Here is a 21,830-nt window from a genome sequence, read left to right on the forward strand (position 1 = left end):
TTGAATACTACTAATCTTATACATATGAATTCAGGAGGTTACTATATGAAGGAGCAGAATATTAGTTCCATCCAAGAGAAAACAGTACCTAACCAACTTCAGTTTTCAAATCATGATGCGTGGAAATATGAATCGTATTATAAGTACCAGCCATTTTTCTCTTATAAAAAGCTATTTCATTTTCTTTCTCAACTTTTTAAACGTTAATACGTGTGTAAAATATATCATTCATAATAATTTTCTCAATATAAACCTTATAGCCTTACTACAATACAGTTGATATCATATGAAATATTCAGTTGGATAAACCCCTTAAGGTAGGTCTTTTATTATTATTATATATTCCAGTACATTTTTGGATGTATTTGTAAATCTTTTCTCCATTTTATAACCATACTCTACTTACAACAAATGGTGATAATCACAAAAACTAAAATATAAAAGCTAAACATTTAATTATTCAATTCTTTTTTTCTCAATACACAAAATCATTTTCACTTGTTACTATAAAAGTACTCCAGATGAGTTTTTGCTCATCAACATTATCTAGTCAAAGGGATCTGCTGCGGGAAGCGGATCTTTTTGACTTTATTAAAGATCCACTTGCATTTGGACACATTTACCAGGTTTTTTTAAAAGAATTTTATGATAGTATTACGTAGTCGAGTCCGACATCTCGGCAATACCCTTTTGAGGCTCTGCAACTTCCCTTGCAGAGCCTCATTTATTTTTATATTCATTTTATTTATATATACCACAATGAAATTCTTCATCTTTTCCATATCAATTTTTGAAATTAATCTAGGACACGTAACTAAAAATAAATTCCCATCATACTTTGAGTTATACATGTTCAAAGGAGTGTTACTGTTTATGTATACTTATTGGCAATCGTATTATTCTCCCTATCATAACCCTTACGTACACTTTGATACATCTGTACGTAATTACCGAATTAGTAAAAACGAGAACTTTTTAAAAGGTTATATGCGTTCTTTATGGGAACAACACGTTGCTTGGACTAGATTAGCTATTATTAGCATTGTCTTTAATTTACCAGACGTAAACGTTACAGTCGGGCGACTTCTTCAAAATGCAACACATATGGGACTGTCACTTGAACCATTCTATGGTGAGGATGCTGTAAAAAAATATAGTGCTTTAATTAAAGACCACTTAGTCATTGCAGCAGATCTTGTTAAAGCCGCAAAAGCTAGTGATCAAAATGCAGCTGCCGCTATAGAGAAGAAATGGTACGCTAACGGAGATGAAATTGTGGCGTTTCTTACTAGCATCAACCCATATATAGAAAAAGAAGAATTTAGAAAAATGTTTTATGAACATTTAGCCTTAACAAAAGCAGAAGCACTTGCTTTCCTAAATAAAGATTTTGAAGCAAGCGTAAAACTATACGATAAAATTGAAAAAGAAGCATTAGAAATGGCTGATATGATAACAAACGCAATCATAAAGCAATTCCCGCAAGTATTTCAATAATAATAAGCCGATTTGAAAACACAAATCGGCTTATTAAACTTTCTATGAATGAAATTTTACCTCCCCTCTTTACATTTAACGTATATCGATATATTTTATTAATATCCGTTTTTTATAGGAGGAAATCTTTTGATTAACGCCATTGGTCTCGTATTTATACTCACAAATAAACACGAGAAAAAAAAGAAAGTTTATCTAAATGAAAAATTCGCATTAATAGACATTATTGATTCTAAGGAAGTAATTGATGATGAAGGGAACTCACTAGTAGAACTAACATGTAAATACAGTATTTATTTAGATGAAAAATACTACTGTAAATCTCTCGACGATTATACTGGACAAGTATTTCCATTCTTAAGCGCCAAAATAGGGAAAGGCCTTCTCAGAAACTTAAATTACTATTTCTCTTACGTTGATGCTTATGATAAAAAACCACCCGTTAAAGAAATAAGACCGCTTATGAAACAAGTAACGAACAGATAGTGAATAATACGCAAAAAGAAAGCATCTAACTTCGGATGCTTTCTTTTTTGGAATCCAGAACTAGTTACCTATCAGCCTCTTCTAAATATATGTATCCAAGCATACTTTAAATTAAAAACATTGGAGGATTAAACGGAATGAAATACTCAGAAACAATAGTTAGTAAACGCCTTCGAACACTTAAAATATGTAGTATGTTTATCATGCTAGTTTTAATCGCATGGGTTGGTTATACAAAATTACTTTATGAAAACGGATTTCTTCAAGAAAAGAAAAATTCAGTTGAAGTAATGAATACTAGTATTACAGGAGAAATCGAACAAAATTTCCAAGTAAACTTACAAGGTTATCGTAAAACAGACCTTGATACGATTATAGATGCAAGTAGGACAGATCCGAACGAACTATCCTTAATTGAGATTATCAATACATCTTGTTCACGAGATTGCATAGGTGAACCATTGACATATGTGAACGCAAACAATGGATATATTTTTTATAAGGAGTCTACTGGAACTCATGTAGCTATAAAGATTAAAAAACAAGATAAATGGAAAATTGTAAAAAAATCTGTTGAAGATGGAATATAACCTTATAAAATGAAAGAGTACTTAACGTACTCTTTTTATTATTAATACCCTTCACGTTTACAATGGCATTTCGGTTTCTCTTTACAATGACATTTTTCACAATCACATTTCGGCTTCTCCTTGCAGCAACGCTCTTCACAATCGCACTTCGGTTTCTCTTTGCAACGACATTCGTGACACTCCCTACATCTACATCTTCCAAACATTAAATCGTCCCAAAATGAACGTCTGCAATTACAATGATTCCCCATGAATATGCATCCTCCTAAATAGAATTCATCATATTCTATGTTTAAACGTATAAAAATGCTTGTTTGCTAGTCTAGTTTTGACTCTTTAGTATAGTAAATATTACTAAAAATAACTTTTTTTAAAAGTTTTTTGTAAAATAATTACTTGTAATCTGTTATACTATAAACCGAAAATATATTTTATATGTGTAGGAGGATAAATTTTGAAGAAAATTCTATTATCTGTTCTTTGTGGAGCTATTATTTTAGGGGGAGCATGCTCTAAAGATACAGACTCTAAAGATTCAACATCAAAGAAAACTACTAAGGAGACAAGTGAATCGACACAGGTATTATCAAAAGAAGAATTTGAAAAGATGCACTCTAATCCTAAAGAGTATAAAGGAAAAAAGGTTGATTTCTATGCGCAAATCTTTGTCGAGCCTGAACGTGATAAAGATGGTACATATCTTCAAGCTTGGGCTGATAAAGAGCACAGCAAAAACACTATTATTGCTTTTAAAGACCCTAAATTAGATGTAAAACGCGAAGATTACATTCATGTAAAGGGAACAATAAAAGACGTCTTTGAAGGTGAAAATGCATTTGGTGGAAAAGTAAAAGGCCCCACTATTGTTGCAACAAGTATCGAAAAAACAGATTATGCAACAGCTTTTGATCCAGCAAAAAAAACAATTGAAGTAAATCAAGAGCAAGACCATAATGGTTATAAAATGATTGTTAAAAAAATTGAAATTGCTGATAAAGAAACACGAGTTTATTTTACAGCCAAAAATGATGCAACTGCAGCATTTAATTTCTATGATTTTAACTCTAAATTAATTGTAGGTGGTCAACAATTAGAATACCAAGATAATTATGAAGCAAAATACCCTAAAATTCCACAAGGTATGATGCCTGGTGTAACTAGTGATGCTGTTTTAACATTCCCTAAACTCCCAATTGAGCAAGGTGAATTGCAACTAATACTAGAAGGCTCAAGTGAAAATTACGATATAAAACCTGAACCATTTAATTACCAAATTAAGTTTTAAATAATAAAATCGACTCTAAAAAAGAGTCGATTTTATTTCATATTATAGAAACACGAATTAGTTTTCTATTATAATTCCTTACCTTCCCCTACAGCCCCTTTCAACCTCTGCAACATATACCCAATCCCTTTACACCCTTCTAACGGATACGTAATAATTTCTTCTGGATACAATTGTGTCACTACTTTTTTATGCTTCTTCCCTGCAAGTAAAACTACTTCATCAAACTGAAGCAAGTCTTTTTCAATTATTTGTTGTTTTAATTGTTCCATACTAATAATTTCATCGCTCTTTGAATCAAAGGCAAGATCATAGTTTTCTAGTACAATATCATTTGGTCTTAAAAATCCATGCTTCGCTGATAATATAACCCAATTCTCGAAAAACATCGTTGCATACACCTGACATGCTTTTCCGAATGGGCTAATATATACATCCTTTGCCTCCATCGGTCCGTAATCAGGATACTTATCCCAAATTTTCTTTTTTCCGCATGGAATTATGCATAACCTGTTCATCTTTATTTCTTACCTCACTTTTAACTTTTTAAATATAAAAATATAAAATTCCCTTCTTCTTCATACTCAGCTTCTATATTACCAATACCCACTACGTTCCAACCATTATTTGTTTCTATCGGCTTTTCATTCATTATAATATGAACTTTTGTCATATTTTTAAAATCCTCTTCAAAAGATGCTAAAACAGGCTGATTTATCATATATGTTTTATTATGTATACCTACACTTAAAAATGTTTTATGTAATGCTTTATTTCCGTTTAACTTTACATTCATTGGATTAAACGAATTTAATTTTATATTGCCTATAATATACAAATGATACCCTTTCTCCTCATAAAAGTGGTTGAAATCCTTATCTCTTTCATCTTGAACAAAATGAAGGATTTGCTTCGTTTCTTTACTTATTGTAATTTCATTATTTAAACTCAAATCCACATTTATATTTTGTTTTAAAAAAGCATATAACGATTTATCACTATTAAAGAAGCTCTTTTTCCATTCAGGTAGGACTTCATCTAATAATAAACATAAAAGCATTCCTGAGCTATAGCAACTCTTCCTAATATTATAATTAGCTTCATATGCATCTAAAATAAATCCGCTATATTTTCGTAACGTTTCGCTTTCATCCTTTTCGCATACTGCATTGTAAGCGTTCATTTCAACATACCAAGCAGGCCCCTCTATACTTTCAACCATACACTCATAAGTTATAAACTCTTCTTTTATAAAACGAGCTCTTTGTTCTCTTAATTCGATAAATTGCTTAATATAATTATTTTTCACAGCTTGTGACTTACAGTGCACAGCATTATATAAACAAATTCGTTCTTTATTTCGCAATTCTATATTTTCTTCTGTTATAGGATATTGAAATCCTAAAGATTCATTTGGAAATCTACTTTCTTTATTCAAATATTGATGACAATGAAAAAGTTCATGCACCAAAATCGCAGATAAACTTTCATAATCTTTATATCTATTCATATTAACGATGGCAGTCGGATAGTCTTTGAATAGGATAAATGTATCAGCCTTAAATTGTTCATCCCACTTTAAAACAGTGTACTCATTATCAGGTTTCAAAAATAATGGATGATGAAATACATACACATGCTTATCATCATATAATGCAAATGCAGCCCTATTAAAACCAGGCCATAGCGTATTCAATAATTCTATACTTACATCTTTCTTTATTCGATTTAATATATTGTTCATTATATGTAACACCCCTATATCATTCTACATACACCTATTCTATTCCACTTAAAACAAATCCTTTTATTTACATAAATGTTAGAAAAACATATATCTTTTCTCAAACTATAATGTATTATATAAATATACATGTGATGATTTTATGAAAAGGAGGTGAACAATTGAAAAATATAATCCCTGCACTAGTACTCTATATTATTGTTTGCATAATCGCTATGATTGCTCCAGCATCTGAAGGTTATAATCATATTGGCTGGAAATTGTTTGTTGGGCAAGCGTATGCCATACCTATTTTCATCATTGCGGCTATTATTACATTTTATATAAACAAGAAAAAATCTACGAATAAACAGTTATAAGGATAGCTAATGCTATCCTTATTTTAATTCGCTAATCAGGTCCAAAATAACACTTGCAGTACTTTCAATCCTTTCTTCCGAAAAATCAAACGTGACACCTGTTTTTTCATATATTTCTTGTATAGTTAAATTCCAATCTGTACTCGCTCCCTCTTTAAAGAAAGCAATCGCTTTTTCTGGATCTTTCCGATAAATTTGAAACAATTGCATTGCTCCTATTTGTGCAATGGCGTATTCAATTTGATAAAAAGGAAACTGAATATAGTGAAATGACTCTAACCAGCTTGCACCGATTTCATTCTCTAATCCTGTAATTTCGACTGATGAATATTGATACCTTTTGCATATTTCAGCGTATTTCTTATCACGTTCTTCTGGTGTATGGTTTGGATTTGTATAGAGCCAGTGCTGAAATACATCTCCTGCAATTGACGACATTAATAAAGACAAGGCACGATATAATTGTACGCACTGCACTTCTTTATATTCATCCTCTTGCTTATAAAAGATATTCAGCTTATCCATTACTAGCAACTCAAGGCTAAGGGAATAAAGCTCAGCCACTTCTTCACGAAGATACCTTTCCTGCATACTGCTATCATTGTTAAATTGTTTATAAAAATGAAAGGCATGCCCTACTTCATGTATGAGTGCATTAATTGCATAAAATGATGGACTAAAATTAGAATACACAAAAACCTCTTTACTATGAGGCAAGGTAAAACAAGCAGCTCCTGATGCTTTATTTTCACGTTCTTCTACGTCAAGGAATCCCGCTTTCCTTATATGAATAAATTTCTCATAAAAATATAAATCAGTCTTCCGAAACATTTCTTCCACCCCATCCAATAAATCAATGGCATTTTGAAATGGAGCTTTTGGTAAATTACATGGCGTAAGATCCCAAGGGCGATACGTTTTTACACCGAGATTCTTTTTAGAAAGACTTCCTAACTGTTCCCATATTGGTACAACATACTTTTCTATAGATTCATGAAGCATATAACACTCTTCCATACTATAATCTCTATTTTTTTGTTTAAAAGCATATTCACTATAATTATTAAATCCTGCATGTAAAGCGATCTCATTCCGCAATTGTAAGAGTTCATTCATAATACAATCTATTTCTACTTTTACTGCACTTCTTGCTTCACATAAAGCGTACCAAGCTTTTTCACGAATAGCTCTATTAGGATTATCTAGCTTTGCTTTTACGTATGCATACGTCTTTTGCTCACCTTTCCAATTAATAGATATGTTAGACATTATTTCTCTATATTTCGTAATAAGTTCTTGCTCTTTAATAGAAAGAGCAATGTTCTTTTCATTAAACATTTTACTTTTTACTACTCTTGCTTTTTTCATAAATCCATATTCCTGCTCATCTAATAAATTTGAAAATGGACACTCTCTAAATTTCTGGTCAAATTTTGCATTGTATCTTTTTAAAAGTGGTTGAATTGTATTTTGATTATACATATGTAAATTACGGTTATTTCTGTCATTTGTATCTCTATACGTAGCAATTAAACTACTAGTTATCTCCTCTTCTATTTCAGCGGTTATACGCAATTCCTCTAAAAGCCAACGCTCTAATTCTGAAACAGAAGTTATATTTCGCTCTAAAAGTGACTGTAATTTACTTTCTAAATCATTAAACATACACAATCCTCCTATTTTTAAATTTTCTGTTTTTTAGAGATAAAAAAGGACAAGTAGCCAATCTGACTACTTGTCCTTTTTTTGTTAAACCATACGCAATTATATTAAGCTTGGAATGCTTCAGTTAATACTGGTACGATTTGTTTTTTACGAGATACAACACCTTTTAAAGTAGCTGTGTTGTTTTCTAGAGATACGTTGTATGCTTTCTCAACAACGCTTGCTGCTTTACCGATCGCAAGACCGACAGAATCGTTAGTTAAGATATCAGTTACAACGAATAAGAATAGGTCTAAACCTTTTTCTTCTACTACTGCAGAGATAACTTTTTCAAGTTCCGCTTGGTGTACAAGAACGTCGTTTGTATCAACAGCGTTTACTTGTGCGATTTCAACTTTCGCATTACCCATTTGGAATTCTTTAGCGTCAAGAGAGATTAATTGCTCCATTGTTTTTCCGCTTAAGTCAGCACCAGCTTTTAACATTTCTAAACCGTAGCTATCAGCATCTACACCAGCGATTTCTGCTAATTCACGAGCTGCCGCTACATCTTGCTCTGTGCAAGTTGGAGATTTGAATAGTAAAGAATCTGAAATGATTGCAGATAACATTAAACCTGCAACTTCTTTACGAATTGCAACGCCGTTTTCTTTGTACATTTTGTTTAAGATTGTAGCTGTACAACCAACTGGCTCACAACGGTAGTAAATAGGATCGCTTGTTTCAAAGTTAGCAATACGGTGATGGTCAATAACTTCTAACACACGAACAGATTCGATATCGTTAGCACTTTGTTGACGCTCGTTATGGTCAACTAAAATAACGTTGTCCACTTCGCTTGCAACTGTCTCAACAAAACGCGGTCCTTCTACTTTAAAATAGTCTAACGCAAATTGAGTTTCACCGCTGATTTCGCCTAAACGTACAGGCTCAGCATTCATTCCTAATTCTTTTTTCAATTCTGCATATGCAATTGCAGAACAAATTGCATCTGTATCTGGGTTTTTATGCCCGAAAACTAGTACTTTTTCCATGTTTTCCACCTCTTCATGAAAAGGATATCTTAAAGAAGCAAATATGACAATATTTAAAGCCGAATTTTTTATAAATAATTGCACTTTCTTCTATATTTTTCATCGTTTTTCGTAAAAAAGATCATCTAAAATGAATTAGATGATCAAAATATATTTTTTATTTAAAATAGTGTAGGAACTTGCACTACATGATTTTGCGCGAAATTCGATGCCAAACCGTTATTTACAAGGTTAACATCTATAACTTGATAAAATGCATTCCCCGTATCTGCAATTTCCCATACAGCTAAAATAAGGTGATATCCATTTCTATCAGTAGGAACATTTGCTTCATGTGTTACGGAAGTTCCTGGTTTAGCTCCTCCGTCATTTTTCACATAGAATGGTACTAAATCTAAATCAGATCGTGATAATGGTTTATTTGGATTCCAATCTTTTTTCGTAATATAATATTTCCATTCTTTCGTACTATGAGGTGCGGTTAGTTTCCACTTAAATGTATTCGTCCCGCCGTTTAACGTAACTTTCTTCCACCTATCTACTGTTTGAACGTCTAAAGCAGGAAAATGGCCAGCTCCTGCGATTTGTCCATCAGAAGGTCCTAATAGAGGGAATCCACCTATTCCTTCTACACTTTGCGGTTCATATTGAATCGGACCGCAATTTACATTTACCCCTTGCTTACATAAATAAGAGCGGCTCGCTGGTGATTCAACATATCCATGAGCGGAAGCTTTTTCTGAAAAACCGAAAGTTAACAATCCCGTTAGTAATATGCCACCACTTAATATAACTTTTTTCACCTTCTGTAAATCTTTCGTTTTCATCTCGTCATCCCCTTTCCCATAATAAAGCGAAAATAACTATAGTCAGCTAGTCATCTTCTCTACATCCATTATAAGTCGAGGAGCATAACGAAATGAACCCTCTAAAAACTTTCTCAAATTCAATTAGTACATTAAACAAATTCAAATAACACCGCTAGAGAAATATAGACGGTGTTAAAAATCGGGATTTATTATTTTGAGCATGATAACTATAAAACTTTATAATAAATAACTGTCGCGTCTAAATTACCACTCGGAGAAATTGCGTATTCTGGTATTTTTCCAACTTCTTGATACTCTAATGATTTATACAATCTATTAGAAGGGTCTCCTTCTCTCGTATCTAACACTATAAGAGACCTATTTTCTTGCTTTGCTCGCTCCTCTGCTTTTTGCATAAGTAAACGTCCAATGCCATTACGTCTAAAGTTTGGATGGGTCATTAATTTACAAATTTCGGCTCTATGAATCCCATTAGACTTTGTAACTAAATGTAATTGAATACTCCCTGCCACTTCATTATTTATTTTAGCAACATACAAGATCACTTCTGGTGCTAATACAGTTTCCCAATACTTCGCTGATTCTTTTTGTTCCAGCGGAGGTAAAAAACCAATTGATGCCCCCTCATCTACAACCGTTTTCAAAAGTTTAGACAGCTCTTCCACATCTTCTTCTATTTGCTTAATCTCTTCAATTTCTACATTTTGCATTACTAATCCCCCTTTTGTTTCATTGTACCAATTTTAAACGAAGGAACAATGAAATGCTAAGATGAAATTATTAGAATCTATAATTGGTAAGAGCATATACAAAGTTCTTTCTGATGTAGAGAAATCAATTTATAAAGACATAGAATATTAAAGTGAGTACAAATTTAATTTCACATAAAAAACGTTTTAAACATAAAGTTTAAAACGTTTTTTTACATTCAATGATTTTGATTTTTCAGTTCTGTTAAACATTCCTGCACTAAAGTTACAGCTTGACTCATTGCAGCTCCACCAGCAAATGCTGCTGATACACCACATGCTTCCAGAATTTCTTTATCTGAGCATCCTTGATCAAGACAACCTTTTGTATGATAAATAGTACAATATTCGTCTTGCGTTGCTAGACTAATTCCTAATGCAATAAGTTGTTTTTCTCTTTTTGTTAAAGAACCCTCTTGAAAACAAGCTTGCGTGAATGCATTATATGTTTCAGCAATTTCAGGAATTTGGTTTGTAAAACTACCAATCCCTTCTTTATAATGATGTAGAACATCATTTACTGAACTATGTTGTTCGTGTTCCATCTTATTATTACCCCCATTCAAATTATGTGTACCTATTGTAGTATGTGATGAAAAGAAGGCAATATACCTCATTAAAAGAATGAATATTCAGTTTATTTTAGCTACAATTTCAGACTATCATCCACTACTGATTGTTCCTTATAGTTTTTCCTTTCAAGCTCTTTACTTCTTTCTTCCCAAAATGTTAATCCTTCAATTCCTACATTTCTAGGATCAAACACGGGATCTTTTCCTTCTTTTTTCTGTGCTTCATAATCTTTTAACACTTTTAATGCAATTTTACTTAGTAGTAGAATCGCGATTAGATTTAACCATGCCATACTACCAATTCCTAAATCTCCAAGATTCCATAAAAGAGACGCTGATTCTACGCTACCGATGTAAACCATAATTAAAAATCCAATTTTTAAAACTGGTTTTAACCATCTATGTTTAAGATCGCGATCTAAATAAGTAAGTGTCGTTTCAGCGATATAGTAATATGCGAGTAATGTTGTAAATGCGAAGAAGAAGATTGCGATTGAAATGAATAATGGACCAAACCCTGTTATAACAGTTTCAACTGCTTGTTGTGTATAGATCGGACCTGCATCCACATTCCCTATATTTTTTACAATAGCGCTTTTCCCTTCAGGTATAACATTATACATACCTGTTATTAAAATCATAAGAGCTGTCGCTGTACAAACAACAATTGTATCGATATATACAGAAAATGCTTGAACTAATCCTTGTTTTGCAGGATGGGATACTTCAGCGGCAGCGGAGCTATACGTCGCTTCTCCAACGCCAGCAACATTTGAAAATACAGCTCGCTTTACTCCCCATGCGATTGCTGCACCGACGATTCCGCCAAACATTTCATTTACACCAAAAGCGCTAGAGAAAATTAAAGCAAACATACTTGGAATTTCTGTTACATTCGCAAGTAATACGATACATGTAACAATTACATAACCTACTGCCATAAATGGAACAAGCATTTGCGAGACGCCAGCAATTCTCTTTACGCCGCCAAAAATGATCGCTGCTAATAATATGACTAACAGTATACCAGTTATATATTTGCTAATGCCATTAGAGTTTTCAAAACCAACTGCGATACTACTAGATTGAATACCTGGTAGTAAAACACCATATGAAAGTGTTACAACGACCGCTACAATGACTGCAAACCATTTCATTTTCAGGCCTTTTTCAATGAAATATGGTGTACCACCACGGTATTCATTTCCGACTTTACTTTTATATACTTGAGATAATGTTGATTCAACAAATGCACTCGCTGCACCTAAAAGTGCCATTACCCACATCCAAAATACAGCTCCAGGTCCGCCAAAAGCGATAGCTGTCGCGACCCCTGCAATATTACCTATTCCAACCCTACCAGATAACGCTAAACAAAATGCTTGAAAGGATGAAATTCCCGTCTCCGAGCTCTTCCCTTCAAATAATAGTTTAATCATTTCTTTAAAATAACGAATTTGTAGAAAACGAGTTGCAATTGTAAAATACACACCTGCCCCCAATGCGAAAACAACTAACCCAATACTCCATACTTGCCCTACTAACCACTCTACTAATTGCTCCATCCAAATCCCCCTTAACATTCTTTTGAAAACTATTTTATATATAAGAAAACGGACAACTATTATTAAACCTTACAGTTGTCCGTATCTCTCATTATTTCATCCCTCTATTTAATAACAGTTAGATTCTCTATTACTTTATATTTACCCAAACACTTTTCACTTCTGTATAGTTATCAAGCGCATATGAACCTAACTCACGTCCGATACCAGATTGTTTAAAGCCACCAAATGGTGCAGCTGCATTTTCTAAGTTATAATCATTGATCCATACTGTTCCTGCCTTTAATTTATTGGCAACTTGATGTCCTGTTTTAATATTTTGTGTCCATACGCCTGCAGCAAGTCCGTATGAAGAGCGATTTGCTCTTTCGATGACCTCTTCTGTTGAATCAAATGGAAGTACAACGACAACTGGTCCAAAAATTTCTTCTTTTACAATTGTCATATCATCAGTAACATTTGTGAATACTGTTGGCTGTACAAAATATCCTTTTTCAAATGCCCGTTCACCACCAGCAGCAACAGTAGCGCCTTCTGCTTTTCCTTGTTCAATGTAATGTAGCACACGCTCTTGTTGCTTTTTAGATACAAGTGGACCCATTTCCGTTTCCTTCTCCATACCTGCTCCAAGTTTCACGTTATTCGCCATTTTTACTAGTTCATTTACGACTGTTTCGTAATGTTTTCGGTGAACGAACACGCGAGAACCAGCACTACAATTTTGTCCATGATTATACATAATGCCTTGGAATGCACCGTTAATCGCTTCTTCTAAATCAGCGTCTTCTAAAATGATATTTGGAGATTTACCACCAAGTTCTAACGTTACATGTTTAATTGTTTCTGCAGATTGACGCATAATATATTTCCCTGTAACAGTTGAACCTGTGAAGGCTACCTTATCAATATCATGATGGTTTACGATTGCAGCTCCCGCTTCAGGGCCGAAACCTGGCACAAAGTTTACGACACCGTTTGGAAAACCTGCTTCTTTAAAGAGTTTCGCTGTATATAATAACGATAAAGGCGTTTGTTCTGCTGGTTTTAATACGATTGTACAACCTGTTGCTAATGCTGCTCCCATTTTCCAAGAAGACATAACGAGTGGAAAATTCCAAGGTATAATTTGACCTACAACCCCAACAGGTTCATGGCGTGTGTAATTTAAGTAATCTTTTGAAATCGGAATTGTTTGCCCGATAATTTTTGTAGCCCATCCCGCATAATAACGATAATTTTCTACAGTCGCTGCAATATCATCATCCAGTGCTACTTGATATGGTTTCCCGTTATCTAATGCTTCTAACTGTGCTAATTCTTCTCCATGCTCTTCAATTAAGTCTGCTAATTTATAAATAAGATGCGCTCTTTCAGCAGTAGTCATTTCTGCCCAAGGTCCTGATTCAAATGCAGATCTCGCCGCTTTTACTGCTACATCAATATCCCCTTCTTGCGCTTCGCATACGACAGCTAGAACATCTTCTGTTGCTGGATTGTATGTCTCAAATGTCTTCCCGCTAATGGAAGGAACAAATTCACCATTAATAAACATTTTAATTTCTTCATTTAAAAACGCTTTTACTTTTGGTCTCAGCTCAATGTTTGTGGTTAACATATATGATTTCCTCCTTATTTAAACAGCTGCATGAGCTGCAATTTTTGAAATAATCGTTTGAAGTTTTTGATCTTCTTCTTCAGTTAATCCGAGTCTTGGATAACGAGAAGGTCCCCCAGCTTGCCCGTGTAATTCCATTGAGCGTTTAACGATTTGTACATATTTTCCTGATCCTTCAAGAAACTCACAAAGTGGTAAAATCGCATCGTTTATTTCCCAAGCTTTTTCTAATTCACCATTTTGGAAATGCTCATACATTTTCGTAACAAGTCCTGGTACAATATTTCCTGCCACTGAAACCCATCCCGTTGCACCAACTAAATAAGATTCCATAACTAAATCTTCAGACCCACAGAAGACTTGAAAAGCACCTTCGCCTTGTCTTACTAAATCTCTAGCTTTTCGAATATCCCCGCTTGATTCTTTAATATGTGTAACATTTTCACATTCTTTTCCAATACGTAGCATGAGCTCCGTACTCATATCAACACCAGATGTAAACGGGTTATTGTATAACATAATTGGTATATTTACAGCGTTTGAGATTTCTTTAAAGTGAAAATAAATTTCCTCTTCTTTCGGTTTACAATAGTACGAGTTTATAATTAATGCACAATCTGCTCCATGCGCTTCTGCGTGTTTCGTATATTCAATCGTCTCTTTCGTCGTTTCTGCTGCAGTTCCAACAATAACTGGAATACGGCCATCTACTTCTTTTAATACTGTTTCTACCATTTTAAATCGTTCTTCTTTTGATAAACTAACAAACTCTCCTGTACTTCCATTAATAATAATCCCAGCTACTTTTTGCTCAATAAAGTAGTTTACGTTTTGTTTTACACCATTCCAATTAATTTCTTGCAACTCATCCATCGGTGTGATTAATACTGGAAATGCCCCTTTAATATTTTTCATATTTATCTCTCCCTTTTCTATTTTATTTTAATAAAAATCCTGTCGGAAACGGATCTGTAGAGTCTAATAGAAACGTCTGCATTCCTGTAATAAACCCTCTACTTTCAAATCGAAAAATGTAGCCTAATTCTTCTTTCTTCACTTGTTCCACTGTTATAAAGCTATTAAAAATACTTTCATTTTTAAAAGGTTTATCCGCTATATAATCATTTTTAAATAATGTATGAACATAAGATACAATAGTAGAAACAAAACCAGGCGAACGTACGATAAAGTTATCTTCATGAAATGTAATCGACTTTATATGGTTCTTTTCTGTTTGCATAGATTCTACTAAAATAAGTCTTTTTATTAATGACTGTTTTTGTATAGCTTGAAGTGTAACTTCACCCCATTTTTTTAATTTAGAGATATTTTCAATACTGATTTCTGGTGAATATGCATCCTTTTCTACAACTGCATATACTTTATCTGCCTGTATAAGAGAGTAACTTATATTACCAATTTGCAAATTTTTCTCAATCATATAACATAGTTTACTTTCAAATGAAACAGATACAACTTCATCATTCTCTACATACGCATTGACTGAAAATATGCCAGATAACGTTTCGATTTTGTATTGATTCGTATCTCTCTTTTTTAAATAACCGCTTTCTAGTAACATCGTAATGACTGCGACAATACCTCCATAATGAAGAGGGATGGAACCTTCGTGATTAAAAAATAATACAGCTGCATCGACTTCCGTATGAATGGAAGGAACGACGATACATCCATTTAAACCGATAAAACCACGTGGTTCATTTAATAAAAGCTTCATTTCTTCTACTAATTCACCTGAAAATTGCTCATTTAAATGTTCTAAACTGTAGTAGTATTTGCATGGTACATCTTTTATTACACGAAATGCTTCACCATTTACATGTACGTCTACTGCTGTATACATTTTTTGAATGTTCATTTTACATCCTCCGTTTCATGTTCCATCGGCGGAATTAGCAAAAAGCCTTCTTTAAGTGGATCCTTTTCATTGTAAAAAAATCTATGCATTCCCATAAGCCAAGCTGAGCCTGTAATTTTTGTTACGACAGCTTCCATATTTTCAACATTTGTCGTATGAATGACGCACCCTTTAAATAGAGAGCCAACGATACTCTCGTGAATAAACTCTTCATTAATCTCGATTTTTTGATTAGCGTATAATACCGCTAATTTCGCTGATGTTCCTGTACCACATGGAGAACGATCAATTCCTCCTGGCGGAACGACAACTGTATTTTTCACATGCGCACTTTCATGGGTAGGACTTGTATAAAATTCAACATGAGTTAATCCTCTAATAAACGAATACTCCGGATGAACGATTTCAAATTTCTCATTTATGATATTTCTAATATGAATTGCCTTATCGATGATTGTCGATGCGTTTTCTGGTACTAACTCTAAACCTACTGATTTCGCATCGATAATGGCATAAAAATTCCCTCCATACGCAATATCGGCCTCTACAGTTCCAATTCCTTCGACTTGTACAGTGATATGTTTCAGTAAAAAAGCTGGTATGTTACAGAAGGAGACTTCTTTCGTTTTTCCATCTTGAACAAAGATATCCACTTCAACTAAGCCAGCTGGTGTGTCTAACTTTAACGAAGTAATCGGTTCAACTACCGGAATTAAACCTGATTCAATTAAAGCTGTACATACACCAATTGTATCGTGACCACACATCGGTAAATATCCACCTGTCTCTATGTAAATAACACCAATATCAGCTTCAGGATGACATGGATCTGTTAATAATGCACCTGACATTACATCATGACCACGCGGTTCATTCATTAACAATTTGCGAATCCAGTCATACTCCTTTTTCATATGTAACATCTTCTCTGCCATCGTCTCTCCAATTAACTTTGGAAGTCCGCTTATCAATGTCCTCGTTGGATTCCCGCCCGTATGTGTATCAATCGTCGTAAAGACTCTTTGTGACCTCATCCGTTTAACACCCTTTCTGTAAAACGACTCAAACGAAGTGGTTCAATAGGAATGATTGTTTCTTTTTCATTTAATAACTCTTCAATTACTTTTCCAGTAACCGCTGCAAGGCTAATGCCATCCCCTTCATGCCCCGCTGCTATAAAGTAGTTCGGGATATGTTCCACGCGTGAAATGATTGGCAAATGATCTTCTGTCCACGGGCGTAATCCAGCATATGAACGAATCACCATCATATCCGCCATTTTCGGATAAAAACGAATTGCTCTGTTTGCAATACATTTAATAACCTCGTTGTTTATCTTCGTATGAAAACCTACAAACTCTCTACTACTACCAATTAAAAAATTTTGGCTTTCTGTCGGCTCAAATACAAGAGCTACCCCATATTTCTCAGTTAAAGCATCCACTTTTCGTTTTCCGCCAAATTTAGAAATTAAATAACCAAATTCCATTACTTTACGGCAACCAACGTGTTGTTGCCTTGAAGCTACAATAATATGCCCTTTTCTCGGTTCAATTGGGATATTTACATCCAACATTTCTCCGAGTTTCGGAGCCCATACACCAGCTGCGTTCACCACTTGCTTCGCAGTAAACGTTCCGTTAGTCGTTTCTACAATAAAAGAACCGTCTATATCTCTTTTCATTTCTTTTACTTCCGTATGATTAAAAGCTTTCGTACCAAACTTCTTCGATTCTGCAAGAAGTGAAAAAGCAAGAAGATATGGATTTACAGTCGAATCCGTTGCACATTCTAATCCGCCTAATAAATCGTCCGCAAAAAATGGCGATTCCTCTCTTATATCTTGCCTATCAAGCATTCGGAACGGTAAACCGGCTTCTTTTTGACGATTCACCCATTGCTGCGCTGCTTCCATTTCTTCGTCTGACTCACATACGAGAATACTTCCTGGCGCCCTATATTCAAATGAGTGCTCTAACTCTTCACTTAAATCAGTAACCAATTTTTGACTTACTAACGACATTTGACTATCAAATCCTGGGTCTTTATCAATAGCCAAAATATTCCCGTCACACCGTGAAGACGTTCCACTGACAAATTCTCCTTTTTCAATGATTGTTACGTCTCTTCCGTATTTTGATGTGTAATAAGCGATAGAACAGCCTATAATACCACCGCCTATTATTAAAACGTCACAGTGCCTCACGTAGCACCCCTCCCTTCTTTTTCATCTCTCACTTTCTTTTATGCAATTGACGTGCCAACTGTACATATATACACTTTTTATAAATAATATTTTTATTTGTAAAAATATTTTAAATTTATCGTAAATAGGTGTATTATTTTTTTATCACTGTCAAAATTTTTATACATAACAGGAGGACAATATGGCATTCTCATTTCCTACAATAAAAGAATTTCTAAAAACTTTATCAATTGATCATACATACAACTTGCAACATACCCAGCAAGTTCACGAAAAGTATTATTACCGCCCTTCTACTACAGAAGAATATAACTGCGCAGTAATATATGAAGATGACTCATTCACCGCTTTAATTGACGCGTTTTCCAATGAAATAGTCGTTATCATAATGAACGAAAATAAAGAGCCGCTATGCTGTATAACGACTCAGCAAATCATTCCGTTTCTTGTTAAGTCGTACAATGAACTGCAATCTTTTTATAACGCCGTAATACAAACAACTGATTCTTCCGTTACAGTCATCGATGAGAAAGAACATGTTCGTACTTGGACAGATGGTGCTGAAAAGATTTTTTCAGTCAATCATAATGAAATTATTGGACAACCTATCACTCGATTTTTTGACTATAAAGATTTGGAAATTTTGCAATCATTACATGACGGAAAAAGCATAATCGCTCAGTTCCATCAGCCTCGCCCAGATTTGTTCGTATTAATAAATTCAAACCCAGTGTATTGTAACGATGAAATTATAGGGGCTGTCGTTTCAGAAACTGATGTTACAAATCAAGTTGCTTTAAACGAAAAACTATTCAATATGTCACATGAAATGCACCGATTAGAACAAGAAGTCGCAAAATATAAAGATGAATCAGATCCTTTCCTTGCAATGAATGGAAAGAGCCCTGTTATACAAAGAACAATACAATTAGCTAGAAAGGTTTGCTCGGTGAAATCAACTGTTTTAATACTCGGAGAAAGTGGTGTTGGAAAAGAAGTATTCGCGAAAGCAATCCATGAAGCAAGCGAGGCAGCTAAGGCACCTTTCATTTCAATTAACTGCGGCGCCATTCCAGAAGCGTTATTTGAAAGTGAATTATTCGGGTATGAACGCGGGGCGTTTTCTGGTGCAAATAGTAAAGGGAAAAAAGGAAAAATAGAGCTCGCACAGGGCGGTACATTATTCCTTGATGAAATAGGAGAAATGCCGCTTGATATGCAAGTAAAGCTTTTGCGTGTACTACAAGAACGAAAATATTACCGAGTTGGTGGCGAGAAAGAGATTAATATTGACTTCCGTATTATCGCTGCTACAAACCGTGATTTACAAGAAGAAATGAGAAAAGGCACGTTTCGAGAAGATTTATACTACCGCCTAAATGTAGTTAGCTTGCATATTCCACCGCTGCGCGAGAGACGCGAAGATATTATTGAATTAACCTACTCTTTCTTAAACGATTTTTCAATCAACTATAACAGACCAATTCGTGACTTACCTTCAAGCATTATGCATGAACTGCTTCATTACAATTGGCCAGGTAATATTCGCGAGCTTCGTAACGTTGTTGAAAGGCTTGTCGTATTTGCGACTGACGGTATTATAAAACAAGAATATTTACCATTTCATACAACTGAAACGTTAGACAATCATACGACTCATTCCCTATTACTCAGCAACAATCATACAATCCTCTCTTTACAAGAAGAGATGGATGAACATGAGAAAAAAGTAATCGAGAGAGCATTACGTATTTTGAATGGGAATAAATTAGAATGCGCGAAACAGCTTGGTGTTACGAGGGCTACTTTATATAATCGTTTAAAAAAACTTGGGTTACAATAACCATTTCCTCCTTTATGTTGGCATAGTTTTTGCATAATAATTTGTGCAAACCGAACTAGAGGAGGAATTCATATGACGAATAAAGATCACTTAATTGTTTGTCGATGTGAAGAAGTTACATACGGTCAACTTCAATCGACAATTGCTGAATATAAATGCTCGGCAAGAGAATTAAAACTAAGAACACGTGCTGGCATGGGATTTTGCGGTGGCCGCACATGTAGAATGATGATAGATCGAATGATTGAAAATGCGAATCCTGATGCAATTCCTAATGAAATCCCATTAAAATATCAACCACCTGTGCGAGCAGTTACCTTTGGAGCGGTAGGTGAAAATCAATGAATAGAATTACACATCACCCTGTTTTAGGGAGTTTAAATAGTAGTAAGCGCATCACTTTCCAATTTAACGGACAACAATATGAAGCATATGAACAAGAAACGATTGCGGCCGCTTTACTTGCAAACGGAATAAGAACTTTAAGAGTGCATGAAGATAGCGGGACGCCACGCGGTATTTACTGTAATATTGGACATTGTTCTGAATGCCGCGTCACAGTAAACAATCAAACGAACGTACGAGCATGCTTAACCGTAGTTGAAGACAATATGGTAGTTAATAGCGGCAAACAGCATCCCAATATCGTCAGAGAGATGGTGAAAAAGCGATGAACGATGTCATTATTATCGGAGCTGGACCAGCAGGTTTATCAGCCTCCATCTCTTGTGCTCGTTTTGGACTAAATGTACTTGTTATTGATGAATTTATGAAGCCTGGCGGAAGGTTGCTCGGACAATTACATCAAGAACCTACTGGAGAATGGTGGAATGGTATAGAAGAGTCAAAACGCCTTCACGAAGAAGCAAAATCACTTTCAGTTGATATTCGATGTGGTATTTCCGTCTATAATTTAGATAAAGATGAAAGTTCTTGGTACGTACATACGAATATCGGTACGTTAGAAGCACCGTTCGTTCTACTTGCTACTGGTGCTGCTGAGTACTCTATTCCTCTTCCTGGTTGGACACTTCCAGGAGTTATGTCAATCGGGGCAGCCCAAGTAATGACAAATGTACATCGTGTTCAAGTTGGACGAAAAGGAGTAATTATTGGTGCTAACATTTTGTCATTCGCTATTTTAAATGAATTACAATTAGCGGGAACTAAAGTGGAACATATCGTACTTCCTGAAAAAAGTGAATTAAGTCAAAGGGCTGGTGAACCAGAAGAAGTTTTAAACTCTCTATTACATGCTGCTCACCTTGCCCCGTCACCTTTATTACGTATAGGTAGTCGATTGATGAAATATAATTGGGCGAAACAAGCTGGATTAAACTTCTATCCAAATAGCGGTATGAAAATAAATGGTACTCCTCTTCACCTTCGAAAAGCAGCTCTTGAAATTATCGGTACAGATCAAGTTGAAGGTGTACGCGTTGCTAATATTGATACAAAAGGAAACATCATAACTGGATCGGAACAAATATATGAGGCAGACTTCGTTTGTATTGCCGGCGGCTTATACCCTCTTGCTGAACTAGCCGCTGTAGCTGGATGCCCTTTCCGTTACATTCCGGAATTAGGCGGGCATGTTCCTCTCCATTCCGAAGCGATGGAAACCCCTCTTCCTGGTTTATTTGTAGCCGGCAATATAACTGGCATTGAAAGCGGAAAAATCGCAATGGCACAAGGAACTGTTGCTGGATATTCAATCGTAAAACAAGCAAATACAAAATCTCATTCGGTTGAAAAACACTTGCAACAAGCGATCCAACATGTACATACCGTACGACAAGAAGCTGCCATTCAATTTAACCCGATGGTTGATGTCGGTAGACGGAAAATAAATGAAATTTGGCGTGATTATTCCCTGGCATATGCACATACTAAAAAGAGCTGTTGAGATTA

Annotated in this window: 23 protein-coding genes and 1 pseudogene; 11 read left to right on the forward strand and 13 right to left on the reverse strand. The window is 34.7% G+C overall.

Features of this window, described 5'->3' with window-relative positions; all coding sequences use genetic code 11:
* Positions 1-45 precede the first annotated feature (45 nt).
* The 5 genes from MR113_RS06590 to MR113_RS06615 all read left to right on the forward strand — a co-directional run bounded on the left by MR113_RS06590 (position 46) and on the right by MR113_RS06615 (position 3,858).
* Positions 46-207 carry a hypothetical protein gene (locus tag MR113_RS06590; protein ID WP_242252596.1) on the forward strand — a complete coding sequence of 54 codons (162 nt, stop codon included), beginning with the start codon at positions 46-48 and terminating at the stop codon, positions 205-207.
* A gap of 666 nt (positions 208-873) precedes the next feature.
* Positions 874-1,497: an acetylglutamate kinase gene (locus tag MR113_RS06595; RefSeq protein ID WP_242252605.1), complete on the forward strand. Its 624-nt coding sequence runs from the start codon at positions 874-876 to the stop codon at positions 1,495-1,497.
* A gap of 129 nt (positions 1,498-1,626) precedes the next feature.
* Complete coding sequence (locus MR113_RS06600; RefSeq protein ID WP_000606238.1) at positions 1,627-1,983, forward strand: hypothetical protein; 357 nt, start codon at positions 1,627-1,629, stop codon at positions 1,981-1,983.
* Positions 1,984-2,120: 137 nt separating this feature from the next.
* Positions 2,121-2,573 carry a hypothetical protein gene (locus MR113_RS06605; protein WP_242252607.1) on the forward strand — a complete coding sequence of 151 codons (453 nt, stop codon included), beginning with the start codon at positions 2,121-2,123 and terminating at the stop codon, positions 2,571-2,573.
* 454 nt (positions 2,574-3,027) lie between these two features.
* A complete protein-coding gene (locus tag MR113_RS06615) occupies positions 3,028-3,858 on the forward strand; it encodes a hypothetical protein (protein WP_000722394.1) in 831 nt (276 codons plus the stop codon).
* A gap of 68 nt (positions 3,859-3,926) precedes the next feature.
* Here the strand turns inward: MR113_RS06615 and MR113_RS06620 are convergent, their stop codons facing one another.
* Both MR113_RS06620 and MR113_RS06625 read right to left on the reverse strand, forming a co-directional pair.
* Positions 3,927-4,376, reverse strand: a complete 450-nt coding sequence (locus MR113_RS06620) for a DUF6884 domain-containing protein (RefSeq protein WP_242252610.1) — start codon at positions 4,374-4,376, stop codon at positions 3,927-3,929.
* A 20-nt stretch (positions 4,377-4,396) separates the two neighbouring features.
* Positions 4,397-5,602, reverse strand: coding sequence for a peptide ABC transporter permease (locus MR113_RS06625; RefSeq protein ID WP_242252612.1), 1,206 nt, complete (start codon positions 5,600-5,602; stop codon positions 4,397-4,399).
* 161 nt (positions 5,603-5,763) lie between these two features.
* Between MR113_RS06625 and MR113_RS06630 the strand changes: the two genes are divergently transcribed.
* On the forward strand, positions 5,764-5,961 hold the full coding sequence (locus tag MR113_RS06630) for a DUF4017 family protein (RefSeq protein ID WP_046954126.1): 198 nt from the start codon (positions 5,764-5,766) through the stop codon (positions 5,959-5,961).
* 18 nt (positions 5,962-5,979) lie between these two features.
* Here MR113_RS06630 and MR113_RS06635 read toward each other — a convergent pair whose 3' ends face one another.
* The 4 genes from MR113_RS06635 to MR113_RS06650 form a co-directional block, all read right to left on the reverse strand.
* Positions 5,980-7,626, reverse strand: a complete 1,647-nt coding sequence (locus tag MR113_RS06635) for a M3 family oligoendopeptidase (RefSeq protein ID WP_242252623.1) — start codon at positions 7,624-7,626, stop codon at positions 5,980-5,982.
* 104 nt (positions 7,627-7,730) lie between these two features.
* Positions 7,731-8,660, reverse strand: coding sequence for a manganese-dependent inorganic pyrophosphatase (ppaC, locus tag MR113_RS06640; protein WP_242252625.1), 930 nt, complete (start codon positions 8,658-8,660; stop codon positions 7,731-7,733).
* 161 nt (positions 8,661-8,821) lie between these two features.
* Positions 8,822-9,487: a lytic polysaccharide monooxygenase gene (locus MR113_RS06645; RefSeq protein WP_242252633.1), complete on the reverse strand. Its 666-nt coding sequence runs from the start codon at positions 9,485-9,487 to the stop codon at positions 8,822-8,824.
* A 209-nt stretch (positions 9,488-9,696) separates the two neighbouring features.
* Positions 9,697-10,200 (reverse strand): GNAT family N-acetyltransferase, encoded by a 504-nt coding sequence (locus tag MR113_RS06650; protein ID WP_242252635.1) that lies wholly within the window; start codon positions 10,198-10,200, stop codon positions 9,697-9,699.
* Positions 10,201-10,270: 70 nt separating this feature from the next.
* On the opposite strand from MR113_RS06650, the pseudogene MR113_RS06655 reads away from it, so the two are divergent.
* Positions 10,271-10,351, forward strand: a pseudogene (locus tag MR113_RS06655) (HD domain-containing protein); the annotation flags it as partial.
* Between the two features lie 67 nt (positions 10,352-10,418).
* Here the strand turns inward: MR113_RS06655 and MR113_RS06660 are convergent.
* From MR113_RS06660 to MR113_RS06690, 7 genes are all read right to left on the reverse strand, one after another.
* Positions 10,419-10,856 carry a carboxymuconolactone decarboxylase gene (locus MR113_RS06660; protein WP_242252637.1) on the reverse strand — a complete coding sequence of 146 codons (438 nt, stop codon included), beginning with the start codon at positions 10,854-10,856 and terminating at the stop codon, positions 10,419-10,421.
* Positions 10,857-10,885: 29 nt separating this feature from the next.
* Positions 10,886-12,376: an alanine/glycine:cation symporter family protein gene (locus MR113_RS06665; protein ID WP_242252639.1), complete on the reverse strand. Its 1,491-nt coding sequence runs from the start codon at positions 12,374-12,376 to the stop codon at positions 10,886-10,888.
* A gap of 130 nt (positions 12,377-12,506) precedes the next feature.
* Positions 12,507-13,991, reverse strand: coding sequence for an aldehyde dehydrogenase family protein (locus MR113_RS06670; RefSeq protein ID WP_242252640.1), 1,485 nt, complete (start codon positions 13,989-13,991; stop codon positions 12,507-12,509).
* Positions 13,992-14,009: 18 nt separating this feature from the next.
* A complete protein-coding gene (gene dapA, locus MR113_RS06675) occupies positions 14,010-14,906 on the reverse strand; it encodes a 4-hydroxy-tetrahydrodipicolinate synthase (protein ID WP_073515329.1) in 897 nt (298 codons plus the stop codon).
* A gap of 22 nt (positions 14,907-14,928) precedes the next feature.
* Positions 14,929-15,870, reverse strand: a complete 942-nt coding sequence (locus tag MR113_RS06680) for a proline racemase family protein (RefSeq protein ID WP_242252645.1) — start codon at positions 15,868-15,870, stop codon at positions 14,929-14,931.
* Positions 15,867-16,904, reverse strand: coding sequence for a proline racemase family protein (locus MR113_RS06685; protein ID WP_242252647.1), 1,038 nt, complete (start codon positions 16,902-16,904; stop codon positions 15,867-15,869). Before MR113_RS06685 ends, MR113_RS06680 begins: the two co-directional genes overlap by 4 nt.
* Positions 16,901-18,076, reverse strand: a complete 1,176-nt coding sequence (locus MR113_RS06690; protein ID WP_242252649.1) for an NAD(P)/FAD-dependent oxidoreductase — start codon at positions 18,074-18,076, stop codon at positions 16,901-16,903. The genes MR113_RS06685 and MR113_RS06690 overlap by 4 nt, the downstream gene beginning before the upstream one ends.
* Before the next feature lie 181 nt (positions 18,077-18,257).
* Here MR113_RS06690 and MR113_RS06695 point away from each other — a divergent pair, with 181 nt between their 5' ends.
* The 4 genes from MR113_RS06695 to MR113_RS06710 all read left to right on the forward strand — a co-directional run bounded on the left by MR113_RS06695 (position 18,258) and on the right by MR113_RS06710 (position 21,825).
* Positions 18,258-19,919, forward strand: coding sequence for a sigma-54 interaction domain-containing protein (locus MR113_RS06695; protein ID WP_242252659.1), 1,662 nt, complete (start codon positions 18,258-18,260; stop codon positions 19,917-19,919).
* A gap of 72 nt (positions 19,920-19,991) precedes the next feature.
* A complete protein-coding gene (locus MR113_RS06700; protein WP_061679714.1) occupies positions 19,992-20,264 on the forward strand; it encodes a (2Fe-2S)-binding protein in 273 nt (90 codons plus the stop codon).
* Positions 20,261-20,593: a (2Fe-2S)-binding protein gene (locus tag MR113_RS06705; RefSeq protein ID WP_242252661.1), complete on the forward strand. Its 333-nt coding sequence runs from the start codon at positions 20,261-20,263 to the stop codon at positions 20,591-20,593. The genes MR113_RS06700 and MR113_RS06705 overlap by 4 nt, the downstream gene beginning before the upstream one ends.
* Positions 20,590-21,825 (forward strand): NAD(P)/FAD-dependent oxidoreductase, encoded by a 1,236-nt coding sequence (locus MR113_RS06710; RefSeq protein ID WP_242252663.1) that lies wholly within the window; start codon positions 20,590-20,592, stop codon positions 21,823-21,825. The genes MR113_RS06705 and MR113_RS06710 overlap by 4 nt, the downstream gene beginning before the upstream one ends.
* The last annotated feature ends 5 nt before the right edge of the window (positions 21,826-21,830 follow it).

The organism is Bacillus cereus group sp. BfR-BA-01379, assembly GCF_022663605.1.
Taxonomy (GTDB): Bacteria; Bacillota; Bacilli; order Bacillales; family Bacillaceae_G; genus Bacillus_A; species Bacillus_A mobilis.

Bases quoted from the DNA above. Each gene is read 5' to 3' on its own strand.
- MR113_RS06590 (WP_242252596.1), top strand. From the start codon at position 46: ATGAAGGAGCAGAATATTAGTTCCATCCAAGAGAAAACAGTACCTAAC.
- MR113_RS06595 (WP_242252605.1), top strand. From the start codon at position 874: ATGTATACTTATTGGCAATCGTATTATTCTCCCTATCATAACCCTTAC.
- MR113_RS06605 (WP_242252607.1), top strand. From the start codon at position 2,121: ATGAAATACTCAGAAACAATAGTTAGTAAACGCCTTCGAACACTTAAA.
- MR113_RS06620 (WP_242252610.1), bottom strand. From the start codon at position 4,376: ATGAACAGGTTATGCATAATTCCATGCGGAAAAAAGAAAATTTGGGAT.
- MR113_RS06625 (WP_242252612.1), bottom strand. From the start codon at position 5,602: ATGAACAATATATTAAATCGAATAAAGAAAGATGTAAGTATAGAATTA.
- MR113_RS06635 (WP_242252623.1), bottom strand. From the start codon at position 7,626: ATGTTTAATGATTTAGAAAGTAAATTACAGTCACTTTTAGAGCGAAAT.
- ppaC (WP_242252625.1), bottom strand. From the start codon at position 8,660: ATGGAAAAAGTACTAGTTTTCGGGCATAAAAACCCAGATACAGATGCA.
- MR113_RS06645 (WP_242252633.1), bottom strand. From the start codon at position 9,487: ATGAAAACGAAAGATTTACAGAAGGTGAAAAAAGTTATATTAAGTGGT.
- MR113_RS06650 (WP_242252635.1), bottom strand. From the start codon at position 10,200: ATGCAAAATGTAGAAATTGAAGAGATTAAGCAAATAGAAGAAGATGTG.
- MR113_RS06660 (WP_242252637.1), bottom strand. From the start codon at position 10,856: ATGAGGTATATTGCCTTCTTTTCATCACATACTACAATAGGTACACAT.
- MR113_RS06665 (WP_242252639.1), bottom strand. From the start codon at position 12,376: ATGGAGCAATTAGTAGAGTGGTTAGTAGGGCAAGTATGGAGTATTGGG.
- MR113_RS06670 (WP_242252640.1), bottom strand. From the start codon at position 13,991: ATGTTAACCACAAACATTGAGCTGAGACCAAAAGTAAAAGCGTTTTTA.
- dapA (WP_073515329.1), bottom strand. From the start codon at position 14,906: ATGAAAAATATTAAAGGGGCATTTCCAGTATTAATCACACCGATGGAT.
- MR113_RS06680 (WP_242252645.1), bottom strand. From the start codon at position 15,870: ATGAACATTCAAAAAATGTATACAGCAGTAGACGTACATGTAAATGGT.
- MR113_RS06685 (WP_242252647.1), bottom strand. From the start codon at position 16,904: ATGAGGTCACAAAGAGTCTTTACGACGATTGATACACATACGGGCGGG.
- MR113_RS06695 (WP_242252659.1), top strand. From the start codon at position 18,258: ATGGCATTCTCATTTCCTACAATAAAAGAATTTCTAAAAACTTTATCA.
- MR113_RS06700 (WP_061679714.1), top strand. From the start codon at position 19,992: ATGACGAATAAAGATCACTTAATTGTTTGTCGATGTGAAGAAGTTACA.
- MR113_RS06705 (WP_242252661.1), top strand. From the start codon at position 20,261: ATGAATAGAATTACACATCACCCTGTTTTAGGGAGTTTAAATAGTAGT.
- MR113_RS06710 (WP_242252663.1), top strand. From the start codon at position 20,590: ATGAACGATGTCATTATTATCGGAGCTGGACCAGCAGGTTTATCAGCC.